Annotated in this window: 11 protein-coding genes; 5 read left to right on the plus strand and 6 right to left on the minus strand. The window is 44.7% G+C overall.

Translation table 11 applies throughout. The annotated features are described in order from the left end of the window. Window positions 1–28: 28 nt before the first annotated feature. Window positions 29–1,189 (minus strand): FMNH2-dependent alkanesulfonate monooxygenase, encoded by a 1,161-nt coding sequence (gene ssuD / locus RS891_RS23390; protein ID WP_315793320.1) that lies wholly within the window; start codon window positions 1,187–1,189, stop codon window positions 29–31. A 230-nt stretch (window positions 1,190–1,419) separates the two neighbouring features. On the opposite strand from ssuD, the gene RS891_RS23395 reads away from it, so the two are divergent. Further along, the gene (locus RS891_RS23395) at window positions 1,420–2,022 is read left to right on the plus strand and encodes a TetR/AcrR family transcriptional regulator (protein WP_315793321.1); all 603 of its coding nucleotides are present in this window, start codon (window positions 1,420–1,422) and stop codon (window positions 2,020–2,022) included. A 221-nt stretch (window positions 2,023–2,243) separates the two neighbouring features. Here RS891_RS23395 and RS891_RS23400 read toward each other — a convergent pair whose 3' ends face one another. Both RS891_RS23400 and RS891_RS23405 read right to left on the minus strand, forming a co-directional pair. Further along, the gene (locus RS891_RS23400) at window positions 2,244–3,011 is read right to left on the minus strand and encodes an ABC transporter ATP-binding protein (protein WP_113053695.1); all 768 of its coding nucleotides are present in this window, start codon (window positions 3,009–3,011) and stop codon (window positions 2,244–2,246) included. 2 nt (window positions 3,012–3,013) lie between these two features. After that, a complete protein-coding gene (locus RS891_RS23405) occupies window positions 3,014–4,090 on the minus strand; it encodes a FecCD family ABC transporter permease (protein ID WP_315796412.1) in 1,077 nt (358 codons plus the stop codon). Between the two features lie 248 nt (window positions 4,091–4,338). On the opposite strand from RS891_RS23405, the gene RS891_RS23410 reads away from it, so the two are divergent. The 4 genes from RS891_RS23410 to RS891_RS23425 all read left to right on the plus strand — a co-directional run bounded on the left by RS891_RS23410 (window position 4,339) and on the right by RS891_RS23425 (window position 9,800). Further along, window positions 4,339–4,785, plus strand: a complete 447-nt coding sequence (locus RS891_RS23410; RefSeq protein ID WP_315793322.1) for a MarR family winged helix-turn-helix transcriptional regulator — start codon at window positions 4,339–4,341, stop codon at window positions 4,783–4,785. A gap of 52 nt (window positions 4,786–4,837) precedes the next feature. Then, the gene (locus RS891_RS23415) at window positions 4,838–5,683 is read left to right on the plus strand and encodes an alpha/beta hydrolase (protein WP_315793323.1); all 846 of its coding nucleotides are present in this window, start codon (window positions 4,838–4,840) and stop codon (window positions 5,681–5,683) included. A gap of 193 nt (window positions 5,684–5,876) precedes the next feature. After that, window positions 5,877–6,578, plus strand: a complete 702-nt coding sequence (sigK, locus tag RS891_RS23420; protein ID WP_113053693.1) for an RNA polymerase sporulation sigma factor SigK — start codon at window positions 5,877–5,879, stop codon at window positions 6,576–6,578. A gap of 576 nt (window positions 6,579–7,154) precedes the next feature. Further along, entirely contained in the window at window positions 7,155–9,800 is a 2,646-nt protein-coding gene (locus tag RS891_RS23425; protein WP_315793324.1) for a galactose-binding domain-containing protein, read from the plus strand. A 107-nt stretch (window positions 9,801–9,907) separates the two neighbouring features. On the opposite strand, the gene RS891_RS23430 is transcribed toward RS891_RS23425, so the two are convergent. The 3 genes from RS891_RS23430 to RS891_RS23440 form a co-directional block, all read right to left on the minus strand. Next, a complete protein-coding gene (locus RS891_RS23430) occupies window positions 9,908–10,087 on the minus strand; it encodes a hypothetical protein (RefSeq protein ID WP_063565447.1) in 180 nt (59 codons plus the stop codon). Window positions 10,088–10,492: 405 nt separating this feature from the next. Continuing rightward, window positions 10,493–11,566: a DUF3298 and DUF4163 domain-containing protein gene (locus tag RS891_RS23435; protein ID WP_315793325.1), complete on the minus strand. Its 1,074-nt coding sequence runs from the start codon at window positions 11,564–11,566 to the stop codon at window positions 10,493–10,495. A gap of 153 nt (window positions 11,567–11,719) precedes the next feature. Continuing rightward, a complete protein-coding gene (locus RS891_RS23440) occupies window positions 11,720–12,970 on the minus strand; it encodes an MFS transporter (RefSeq protein WP_315793326.1) in 1,251 nt (416 codons plus the stop codon). Window positions 12,971–12,975 lie beyond the last annotated feature (5 nt).

The following is a 12,975-nucleotide window of genomic DNA, read 5'->3' on the forward strand; positions in this document are numbered from 1 at the left end:
TAATTTTCACTGGTAATCCCTTATGAAATTAGGACTTAAAAGTAACTTCCGTTTTGACCGGGTGGTCCGGAATGTTGTTATTGGCAATGATCTCTCCAAATGGACCAACAAAGGAATGATCGCCGCATTCTCCATGTTGCGAGTACTGAAGTTTTGGAAACAGCAGTTCGGCCGTACGATAACATTCTTCCAGATGCGGATAACCGGATAAAATGAAAGTCTCAATCCCCAAATCTTCATATTCTCTGATTTTGGCTGCCACCTGATCGGGATCACCCACAAGTGCGGTTCCGGCACCACCTCTAACCAATCCGATCCCCGCCCACAGATTGGGGCTAATCTCTAGGTTGGAGCGATCCCCATTATGCAGCCTGGCCATTCTCTGCTGGCCCACGGAATCCATGCGGGCATAGATCTTCTGGGCAGCGGCTATTGTATCCTCATCCAGATGGGAGATTAGCTCATTTGCGGCCTTCCATGCTTCATCTGCTGTCGGACGTACAATAACATGCATACGTATGCCAAAACGAATGCTTCTTCCTCTTTTCGAAGCCAGCTCCCGCATTTGATGAATTTTAGCTTGCACCTGACTTGGTGGTTCACCCCACGTTAGATATACATCGACATGATCTGCTGCCACTTCCATTGCAGCATCCGAGGAACCTCCAAAATAGAGTGGTGGATGTGGCTGTTGGATGGTCGGATACAGGACGGAACCACCCTTAACCTTCAGATATTTGCCTTCATAGTCAACCGCCTCTCCCTGCAATTCCTTGCGCCAAATGGTCAGAAATTCATCAGCTAACACATAGCGCTCATCGTGGTCCAGGAACAGCCCTTCGCCTTCAAGCTCAATGGGATCTCCACCAGCCACCACATTGATCAGCAGTCTTCCTTTGGAGAAACGATCCAGTGTTGCGGCCATGCGGGCAGCTGTAGTAGGCATCATCAGTCCCGGACGCGCAGCGACGAGAAACTTGAGCCTTTCCGTGGAAGAAATCAGCGATGAAGCCACAATCCACGCATCTTCACACGACTTTCCCGTAGGTAACAAAACACCGGCATATCCTAGTTCATCCGCGGCTTGTGCCACCTGCTTGCAGTAGTGATAACTGACCGCCCGGGCTCCTTCTTTTGTTCCAAGATACCTGCCATCCCCGTGTGTGGGAATAAACCAAAACAGTTCCATAGGTATGTCCTCATTCCTATCCTTATATTTTATTTTTCCGATTGATTTGCTATGTTTTATTTATTATGATAGCTATTATCTGTTGGATATCAACGATCAATTAGGCAGAATCTGACGGTTAAACAACGCATTTGACCGATGTGTTGCGAAATGTCTTATTCATCTACATTCCCAAACCATTTGAAGGCTCAACAAAGTTGATCAATCCGTAGTTTTCGAGGTGATGAGAAGTGAATGAATCCCGTGGAGTGGATCGAAGAATTTTGAGGACCCGTGTGATGATTTCCAAAGCTCTCCTGAAAATTCTGCCACAAAAAGCCTACACCGAAATTAGTGTCGTGGACATCGCCGAACAAGCGAATATCAATCGCTCTACCTTTTACGCCCACTTTCTGGACAAGGATGATTTATTGGATAGCATGGTGAATGAGAAATTTCAACTGCTTGAGGAATTATTGGCGGAACGGAATGCTCATCTTGGGAGCCTGCCTTCATTTAACGAGCCAGATCCCATTTTTGCAGTATTGTTCGAACATATTTTGGAACATGATGAATTCTATCGGGTGATGGTACTCATTAATCCTGCCGGGAATTTCAACAGCCGATTGAAAGAAGTGATTAGAGAGATGTTTTTGGATCGAATTTCCCAATTAGGCATGGAGCAAAAAGAAGTACCTCTGGATTTTTTACTGGATCATATCAGCTTCTCCACCATTGGAATTATTCACAAATGGCTTGCTGACAGCAAGGTAAACTCACCTCATCATATGGCGCTTCAATTGACCCGCATAGCTCTGTTAGGAACATATAAAGCGATGGGAACATCGGATTAGAGGGAGTAGCCCCACCTCCAAAAAGGTGATGCATGGCATCTGAATACACTTGACATGTGACCCTTGACTCTGGAACAAAAAGAACTGTCATTTAAGCATATATTCCGCTTAAAGACAGTTCTTCTTTTGCTGCTTACTCCATAATTCCCTGTGCAACCGGAGCTATTGTGGAAGAGATAATGAGAGAACATGTGAGTTTCAACTGAAGACAGTTCTTTGTCTCACCGTGTACTCAAATAGGCAATACCCAAGCCACCGGTAACCGGATTTTCGTAGATTTCACATTCCACGTCGAATACTTCGCCAATCATTTCACGGGTCAGAATATCGGCGGGTTTGCCATGAACCACAATCTGTCCCTGCTTCACGACATAGAGGTAATCGCAATACGCTGCGGCGAGTTCGAGATCATGAAGCGCAGCCAATATGCCGATATCCAGACTCCGCACAATGTTGAGGATCTGAAGCTGATATTTGATATCCAGATGATTGGTAGGCTCGTCCAATATCAGAAATTCAGGTTGCTGCGCCAGCACACGGGCGAGGACCACACGCTGCTTCTCCCCGCCGGACAGGGACACGTAATTGCGGTCTGCATGGCCGGTCAGATGTACCTTTTCCAACGCCTGCTCCACGATTTCATAATCCCTTTCATTATCCGTCTCCAGCAGTTTCTTGTGAGGAGTGCGACCCATCATGACCATTTCACGCACAGTAAAATCAAAGCTCAATTCGTTAAACTGACCCACAACGCCCATATGCCGGGACACGACCTTGGGACTGGATTTCAAAATGTCAGTATGATCGAGAAATACTTTGCCTTGCTGTGGTTTGATCACTTTATAGATGCTCTTGAGCAGCGTTGATTTGCCACAACCATTCGGGCCAATCAGCCCGACGAATTGCTTGCCTTTCACCTGTAAAGAAATGTCCCGGATAATATCCGTGTTCAGCACCGATATGGATACATTTTCTACATTCAGTTTCATGTTTATTTTCCTCCAAAACCGTAGCCTTTTTTGACTAACATATACATAAACATCGGCGCACCAATCATCGCTGTAATGATCCCGATCGGCAATTCAACGCTGGAAATCAGTGATCGTGCAATAACATCCGTCCAGATCAGGAAGATGGCACCGAATAGTACGGATACTGGCATGACCTTACGATGGTCAGATCCAACCAGCCCTCTCACAATATGCGGAATAATCAACCCGACAAAACCGATCATGCCACAGCTTGCCACCATTACACCGGTGACGAGCGCCGTTAACAGCATATACAATCTGCGATATACACTGAGATTAATCCCTAGCGTAACCGCGGCTTCGTCACCCAGCAGCATCGTATTAAGGACCCGGGATTGCAACAGAAAGAACAGAATGGCTACGAGCACAACGATGCTAATCAGCGGAAGCTTGTTCCATCCTGATGAGGCAAGACTGCCCATGGTCCAGAATGTTACGGTCTTGATGCCTTCGGCATTGTTGGCAAAATAAATGATAAAGTTCGAAAAGGCACTGCACAGTGCATTAATGACCATCCCGGCAAGCACCAGCTTGACCGATGTCATTTTCCCCCGAATACCTGCGAGAGCCAGGACCAGCAAGGATGCACCCATCGCTCCGGCAAATGCCCAGAAGGCCACCCCGGTCTGACCCAGCCAGCCAATCGCGCCGAATCCGATCAGAATAGCAAACGTAGCCCCTAGTGAAGCTCCTGAGGAGATGCCCAGTATATACGGGTCTGCAAGTGGATTCTGCACGGCAGCCTGCATAACTGCACCACACAAAGCTAACCCGGCACCGATAAACATGGCCATCAGTACACGCGGAAAGCGAATCTGCCAGATGATATCCGTAAATGACCCCGCCTCAATCGGTGTAGATCCGAACTGAAATCCGGTTAATTTGTACAACAGAATACGATAAGAATCGGCGAGCGGAATGCTCACCTGTCCAATGGATACAGCAATCCCAACCGAAACAACCATTACGATGATTAAAGCGGCAATCAGTACTGCAAAACCGGATTTGCTGTGAATCAGGGATTCCCTTTTTCCCATACGCTGCTTCTGAACCTGAGCCGTCTGTGCCATCTCTTCCCCCATCAATTCCACTTGAATTTGAATAATAAAAATGTAGCTATTTACAAAGCATTTTCTCGGATTATAATTGAGAATGATTATCTTTGTCAATTGTATATATACAAAATAAGGACATTGGAATACAACCAAAAGAGCAGGAGATTATTCTAGCTGCTCTTTTTTATCTCTTTTACACACCAATATTGAAATACGAGCTTGACATTAGTTTGATAACAAACTATATTACACATATGAAAACGACAGACGCTATATCACTCATATCCAAAATTAAAGAGAAGGTCAACCGCTTCATTTTATCCGAGATGGCTGAACAGGGAATCCAGGATCTGGCCACATCCCATGGGGATATTATCTACGCCCTGTACAATAATTCCCGAATGACCATGGCTGAAATAGCCAAAAAAATTGGCAAGGATAAATCCACGGTCACAGCGCTTGTCGACAAATTGGTGCGTAACGGTTATGTCGCCAAAGATCGTGATGCAAAAGATTCACGGATTGTCCATGTGACATTGACTGCAAAAGGAGAAGAACTTAAACCGGTATTTGAACATATTTCACGTCGTATGCTGGACGCGTTTTATGCGGATGTTACTGAAGCGGAGAAAAAGGAACTGCTTCGAATTTTGATGAAAATTCACGGCAACTTCTAATTTTTTTTGGATTAATAGTTTGATATAAAACTAATTTTGGAGGTTGGTTCTAATGATCGATTTTACTCAATTGCTACCTGAACATGAAGTCAAAACGATAGGAAAACATGATTTGTACCTTGAAATATATGCAGGTGATACGGCTCCCCACTCGGTAAATTCAGTAACAAAGCCACCTCTCTTGTTTGTTCATGGCGCATATACAGGCAGCTGGATGTGGAGCAAATATATCCCCCACTTTGTTGAACAAGGCTGGACCTGCTACGTCATGAACCTGAGAAGTCATTACAAAAGCCGGGTAATGGACATGACGAAAATTACGTTTGAGGATTATTTGGAGGATATCCGCGAAGTTCTGGCAGAGTGCACAACGCCTCCTGTTCTCATCGGCTTCAGCATGGGTGGAATACTCAGTCAGAAGATTGCCGAGACAATTGCTTTAGCTGGATTGGTCGTGATTGATTCCAGTCTAAGCCAGGAAGTTCATCAATTGATTCCCTATCCTGAGGGTGATCGAATTACACCTGACATTGTTATGCCTCCCCCGGCCCGCGAAGAGCACAGCAGTATTGACGAATCTGCGGAGGACATTGCATTTCAGCGTAAATATCTGCAGATGGAGTCATCGAAGGCTTTTCTCACGTTCTCGGCGGCATTTGGGTCAAGCGGCGGTGTATCCATCAACGGCAATTTAATTACATGTCCGAGTCTGGTCATCAAAGCCGTAGAATCCGATGATGAGGAGCGAAGAGGTCAATTGACTGCAGAACAGCTAGGCGCTGAATATGCAGGGCTGTGGGATACGACCCATACCGGATTGCTCGTTGGCCAGCGATATTTGGAAGCTGTGGAGATCATTCTGAAATGGTTAAATCGGCTAGACAACATCAGTTCCTAGTCTCACATAATGGATCATTTAAAAGGTACAATCGTATGTAATGTCCCATAATTGTCTCAACGGATTGGTTTGAGCATCTAAACCTTTTTCAAGTGTACGTGCACTTCTGGGCCCCTGCCCACATACAATAAATCGACCCTGTTCCCACATGTGCTCAGGCCAGATCGTTGTAAAACTGCAGGAGGTGTCATCTGTGCCCGGATTGTTTACCGCAATTGCCCTGTTCATTAAAGAGTTAACGTTACTTGTCTCGTATGTCAAAAACAACGCCTTCCCCCAGCCTCTCGCTGAGGATGATGAAGCCAAACATTTACGCCTCATGGCCGAAGGAAATGCTCATTCCCGTAATCTGCTTATTGAACACAATCTGCGCCTCGTCGCGCATATCGTCAAGAAATTTGACAATACTGGCGAAGATCAGGAAGACCTGATTTCAATTGGAACGATTGGTTTGATTAAAGCCATTGAAAGTTTTCAACAAGGAAAAGGCACTAAACTAGCTACGTTTGCTGCTCGCTGTATTGAAAATGAAATACTTATGCATCTTCGCTCTCTGAAGAAAACACGTAAAGACGTATCCCTTCACGATCCTATAGGAACGGACAAAGAAGGCAATGAAATTACATTAATCGATATTCTCGGAACAGAAGCCGACGACGTTGTAGATAAGGTGCAACTCAAGATTGAAAAAAGTAAGATTTACCGCAATCTCGACATCTTAGATGATCGGGAGAAGGAAGTTGTTATTGGCCGATTCGGCTTGGAGGCAGGCGGGGAAGAGCGCACCCAACGCGAAATAGCGAAGGAACTTGGCATCTCACGCTCCTATGTATCACGGATTGAAAAGCGGGCGTTAATGAAACTGTATCACGAGTTTTATAAATCGAAGCAGTGAGAGCACAAGCTACAGGTAGTACTGATCACAATAGAGTATAGGAAGCGACTTGTCTGCGGATGAGTTGCTTTTTTTGTTGCGGTGTATCAGCGTTAGGTAGAAGCTTATCCACAAGTGAATAACGGAGGAACTTCGTTCAAAATTAATTTAGAATTAGAATATATTCTTTGCAGATGCCGCCAGTACGATGATTAAAAATAGGACGGGTAGTATGGTTTTTTCCCATCACTTTCTGCACGGATTTGTGTAATCGTAGCCTCAGTCATAATTACCGCACGCCACAGACCGTCAATATATCCACCATTTGCAACCAAATGCCTATACTCATTAATACACCGCCGAGATAGCAAGAATAGTCAAACTATCCTTATCATAATTGTACTTATTTTCTGTTAAAAACTCTCCCAAATCCCTCTCGCATAAAATGTAAATTTTTGTTGTTTAATTGAATATTTTACCTTATTATAGATTTCGAAAGGAGGACTAGATGCTTTTTGACATACTCTAAGAAACACGCTTATACCCATTCAGTCGATTTGTTTTGCAATTCATTTATTTTCTGGGAGGAAAATGATTATGCACAAGGTATACTCTTCGATTAAAAAGGCATGGGCTTCTTTTCTCGTACTATCTCTTCTACTACCGTTGCTGGCAGGGCTATGGCCTGGGCAAGTATATGGTGCATCTAACAACGAAGGTTCAATCACTTTAACGGCAGACAATGAATTTACATTGTATCTTAACGGCAAAGTGATTGGTACAGGGAACGATTGGAGCAGAGCTTATACTTTCCCTCTTCAGATTCAAACAGGTAAAAACGTCATTGCAATACAAGCCAAGGATTTGGGCAGTTATGCGGGACTGCTCGCTGACCTTAGCTATATGGATGAAAATATCGTAACGGATTTCAACTGGAAAGTATCTGAACGTTATGCGGGGGGCTGGGAGCAGTCGAATTTTGATGACTCTTCCTGGTCTCGTGCCACCGATTTCGGAAGATACGGGACATCCCCATGGAACCAGATTACCGGTATGCCAGAGGAAACAAGCGCTCGCTGGATCTGGGCAGGTAGCAGCAACTATAATTCTCCGGTTACCGAAGGCTATTTCCGCATTTCCTTTAACGTAACTGAAGATGGATTGGCTGTGAGCAATCCGGTACAGTCCTCCGGTCAATTCGAACAAGTTGACTATCAGTTAAAACCCACACTTCCTATGCCTCCCTCCATCTCTCAAAAACTTCCTGTCGTAAACCCGGTATTTGAAACCGCTGAAGAACAGGGCAGTTTTGTTCTGACCTCACAAGAAGCTGCCCAGTTGGGTAACAGTCTGGTGTCGGGGCAGATTTTCCTGGATCAATCCTCTGCTCGTGCGATCAAAGTAACCAATCTGACCAGCAATTCGGGCGGAACTCTCGTCGATTACACTACACCTGGTGTAGAGGAGGTTTTCGACTATTACGATATTCCTGAGCAGGAAGTATCTCTAGAAGAGCAGAATATCGTAATGCCTGACCCTGACATGGTACTGGATGCTCAGGATCTTCTGCAATTCGATGCTTCTTCATCCCTAGAACAGAGCAGCCAACAGGAAATGAATCAGGAAGCGCCATCCAATGATGATGCTGTCATGCAGTTGGACGAAATCATTCGGACGGCCGGAACAGATGATTTTGCCAATTGCCGCAAATCGGGTAATGAATTCGTCTGTGATTTCAAGAAAGTTCTCGTGAATCAGCAAAATTCGAATGGCAACAAAGTCTATGTGGAAGCAGGCGGCAAACTTACACTGATTACACCAAAGGTAACTGGAAAATATGGATTCTGGGGCAATTATGATCTGAAATTTACAGCTGGCGAGAAGGCCAACATCTACATCAAGGGCGATGCAAAATTTAAAAAGGAAGTCAAAGTTCCGATTTTTGGATTCAACATTAGTGCCGGCAGTTTGGGCGCTGTATCCGTCGGTGTATTCCTGGTAATCGGCGTTGACGGCAGCGTCACGTTTGAATTCCAGGTAGATCAGGGATACACCGTAACTGCGGGAGTCAAGGGAAAAACCCGTGTCTTCATCCCTATCAAAATTCAACCCTACAGCAGTGTGGACAAGTATCTGACCGTTACCCATAAAATTGAAGGACAGATTACAGCCTGGGCAGGTGCCAAAGCAGAGGTTGGATTAACCATTGTCGGCAAAAAAATTCTGGAAGTCAGTGTCTTCGCTGGCATTGAGGGGACGGGAAAATGGACAAGCAGTACGGATGTGCCAAGCGCTATGTCCCTTACTATTGATGCGCTTATCAAGGGAGAGGGTGCTGTATTCAATAAATCGTTCAAGCTCTTTGAACTGCGCTGGAATCTGGTGAAACTGGAGAAAAACCCATCGACCAATCCCGGCACAGGAACAAATCTGGCGCGAAATGCGACCATAACCGTTGATTCAACCTTCTCGGGGTACTCGGCAGCAAAGATCAACGACGGTGACAGGAACACGACACTCGGTGAAAATTATAGCTGGGCGAATGATCGAAATTCCCCATTGCCCCAATATGTTGTAGTAGATATGCGTACAGCCAATTCCATTAACCGGATTGATTTATATACCTCCCAAGGCTACCCGATTGCCGATTATGATCTACAATACTGGAACGGCGTAACCTGGGTGAATCTGGTTCAAGTAACAGGCAACCAGGATTTGATGCGCTCACACACGTTTACAGCAGTTAATACAACTAAAGTCCGTGTCGTCGCACGCAAAGGACCAAGCCACCAGCCAGGATATGTAAGAATTAACGAACTCGAAATTTATGGCAATCCGAATTTGGCCCGCACCGCATCCATCACAGCAGACTCAACCTTCAGTGGATATTCCCTATCCAAAATAAATGACGGTGACCGGAGCACAGCACTTGGCGGTGCATCCAGTTGGGCCAATGGTGCGAATACTCCTTTACCTCAAAGCGTTGCGCTTGACCTTGGTCAAAGCAAACAAGTAAGCAAAATTGACTTGTACACGACACAAGGCTACGTATTGGCTGACTATGATCTCGAATACTGGAACGGCTCAACCTGGGTTTCCCTTGTCAAGGTTACCAGTAATAAAGATACGTATCGAACACACAGCTTTAGTCCCGTCAACACTTCCAAAATTCGGGTCGTGTGCCGCAAAGGACCGTCGCATCAGGCTGGGTATGTACGGATTAACGAGCTGGAAATTTATTAATTCCAGGATAATGTAATGATAAATGCCTCCGCACCGCACATTGTGTGGATAGCGGAGGTTATTTGTTATTCAAGCTTTGATATGTCTTGTTCACAGCTCACGAAGATTTATACACTCACTGAAACGATGGAGCCCACCTTTTGTAGGATGAGGAATTCTTTCTCGACACTATCGATAAAATACTTCTTCTCACCAAATATCACGACATCATTCTCGGCTAATTGAACATCGCTTTTGAAATAAATAAAATTGTCCGTTTCTCTGAACGCACCTTTGTAGTAGTACAAGTTGTCACCTTCTCCTTGGAAAATGAATGATTTTAACTACTGTAATTACTATTCCTTTCGTTTAAAACACACCTTGTAAAGCATAAGCCCCATACCAGATGAACAAATAAGATAGCCAAAGAACAAGAAAAGTAAATAAACACCATGAAGATCTTCAGGAATCTGATTTACACCTTCAAACCACGCAGAACGAATAGGATACAGTAGCGCTACCCAAATGATCAGCAAGATCAGAATATAATTAATTATTTTTCTCACAATAACGATCCTTTCAGGTCCGAGTGGAAACAGGAAATAATAATTAGCAACTCCTACAACGAAAGTAAAAAAGCCGCTAGATTAGCGACTTTCTATGGTCAATGGTTCCGCCCTGACACTAGGAAATTACAAAGTCAGCATCATTTCTTAGTAATGTGAGATTATAATGCCGTGAATAAGTCCCTCAGTTGAACTGGAGGCGAAATGGACCCGAGTGTCCCCAAAACGATAGGAGAGTAAATATTCTCCTTGAATATCAGGGTTCTCACCCTTTTGGCCTTTTCCCAATATCTTCTCAATGTCACTGAAAGTTTTCATAGGGAGGGTTTTCCAACTCAAATAAATATGGACAAGACGGTCTGTGTCTCCCTCCCCAAAATTAAAGGAAGCATACTCTACACCCTCAAATATCCAGAAAAGTCCTCCCATTTCCGGTTCATAATAGGGCTCACGATCTGAACTTTTCAGCGCTTTCGATACGTCTGCTTTCGTTTGTCCAAAACTTATATTTTCAAACCCTGGTACTCTCCCACTCTTCAACTCCTGAATGGAGTTTTTATTTAAATCAAAAAATGGCCTGCTCAGTTCAGACTGAATTTTGGAGAACGGAACTTTCACCTCTATAAATCCCGCCGCATAAGGTCCAACTTCGTATGGGTTAAATACCATGACAATTCCTGTGTTTTGGTAGTAATAGCTAGATGTATTAGACAAGGGAAAGTTATAAAAACTGTCCGGGAAAACATTCTCATTACTCTTTAGGCCTGATTCAATACCCTCAGCTAGATTAACAGCTTGTTTATTGGTTTGAAGCACTTGGTTCAAGTAAAGTCGCTTTCCTGTTGTTAGATCGTAATTATAAGTCGTTACTTCTTCATACCCGTGCGCGCCGCCTCTGAAATTAAAATCTGTATATACAATAGATAGTAGGTTATTTTGATTGTATTTAGTCTGTGCAGTGGTATTCCAGTAAAAGTAATCTTGCTGTTTTTTTAGATATGTATTCTGTATAGCGGCATTTACGGCATGGATTTTGAGTGTTTTATTTATTTTATCCCTGACCTTTTGTTCGCCGCCAATAATTTGAACATACTTTTGCCCTTTATACGAGTAGATTTTTGTCGTTACTGTGCTCGACCCGGCGGCATTCGCATCACTTATTGGGATTATAAATAGAAACACCAATAAGAAGCTTATTAACATAGCAAATGATTTATTCAAATTGAAATCCATCCTTTCTAATTATTATGATATACCAATAATACTTTAACTTGGCTGGTTTGTCTTTTTCTAGTTGAAACTGTAATCCTTCCATAGAACAGCCTCCATCCCACACGTTAATGCGGAGTGAAGGCTGCATCTACCTGTCTATATCTAATTCACTGGTGCCGGCTCTACAGCATCGGCGATTTTCGGCACCCTATTTTTGCGTTCCATTGTCACGCTAACGAATAATCCCACAAGGCCAAGTGCTGCAATAACTGCTGCATACAACGGTACCGAGATGAGCCCCGTATGCGTAATTGCAAACCCGCCCAAATAGGCACCACCTGCGTTGCCCAGATTAAAGGCTGAGTGACTCGACGTGGTCGCCAGCAGCGGTGCTTCGCGAGTCATATTCATAATTCGAATTTGCAACCCTGGCATAATACCAAAAGCCGCAACGCCCCAGCAGAAGATGGTGATTACCGCAAGATACGGATTGTCCAGCGTCAACGTTAAGGCCGCCAACAGAACTGCCAGTATACCGAAGTTAACCATTAGGGAAGGCATCAGCTTCCAGTCTGCCAGACGACCGCCAAGCATATTACCCAATGTAACGCCGACACCGAACAGCACCAGAATCCAGGTCACGCTCTGCTCGGCAAAACCACTAATATCCACAAGCATTGGCGTAATATAGGTGAACACGGCGAACAGACTTCCACAGCCCAGCGCACCAATCAGCAATATTAATAACACTTGGGGGCGAACCAGATTCCGGAATTGCTGACCCAGGTTTGCTGGTGGTCCCTGCTGAATCACCGGAATGAAACGAATGATACCAATCAATGAGATGATGCCCAGAATGGTAATGGCTCCGAACGATGACCGCCATCCTAGCTGCTGCCCAATGAAGGTACCGAACGGCACACCGATAATGTTGGCAATCGTTAATCCTGCCAGGACTACGGATACTGCCCCTGCCCTTCTCTCCGGTGCAACCAACCGTGTCGCCATCAGCGAGCCTACACCTAGAAACGTACCGTGGGCAAATGCCGTTAGAATACGTGCCGAGATGAGCAGTCCGTATGTTGGTGCAATAACAGACAATGCATTACCAATGATAAAAATACACATTAACAGTACCAGCAGTTTTTTCTGCGGTATCTTGTGTGTGAACACGGTTAGTACAGGCGCACCCACCGCCACACCAAGCGCGTAACCCGTAATTAACTGCCCTGCTTGGGGGATACTCACATTCAAATCCGTCGCTACATTAGGCAGAAGGCCCATAATAATAAACTCTGTCATGCCAATGGCAAAAGCCCCTACCGTCAGACATAAAAGGGATAAAGGAAACGCCCCTCGTTTAGCAGATTTCGTAACTTGCGATTCCGTTTGAGATGACCCTGTCTTACGCATATGAT

The sequence above is a fragment of the Paenibacillus sp. BIC5C1 genome, assembly GCF_032399705.1.
GTDB lineage: Bacteria > Bacillota > Bacilli > Paenibacillales > Paenibacillaceae > Paenibacillus > Paenibacillus taichungensis_A.

Excerpts from the sequence above, each read along its gene's own strand:
- RS891_RS23440 (WP_315793326.1), bottom strand. The coding sequence starts at position 12,970 with ATGCGTAAGACAGGGTCATCTCAAACGGAATCGCAAGTTACGAAATCT.
- RS891_RS23405 (WP_315796412.1), bottom strand. The coding sequence starts at position 4,090 with ATGGGAAAAAGGGAATCCCTGATTCACAGCAAATCCGGTTTTGCAGTA.
- RS891_RS23425 (WP_315793324.1), top strand. The coding sequence starts at position 7,155 with ATGCACAAGGTATACTCTTCGATTAAAAAGGCATGGGCTTCTTTTCTC.
- ssuD (WP_315793320.1), bottom strand. The coding sequence starts at position 1,189 with ATGGAACTGTTTTGGTTTATTCCCACACACGGGGATGGCAGGTATCTT.
- RS891_RS23400 (WP_113053695.1), bottom strand. The coding sequence starts at position 3,011 with ATGAAACTGAATGTAGAAAATGTATCCATATCGGTGCTGAACACGGAT.
- RS891_RS23415 (WP_315793323.1), top strand. The coding sequence starts at position 4,838 with ATGATCGATTTTACTCAATTGCTACCTGAACATGAAGTCAAAACGATA.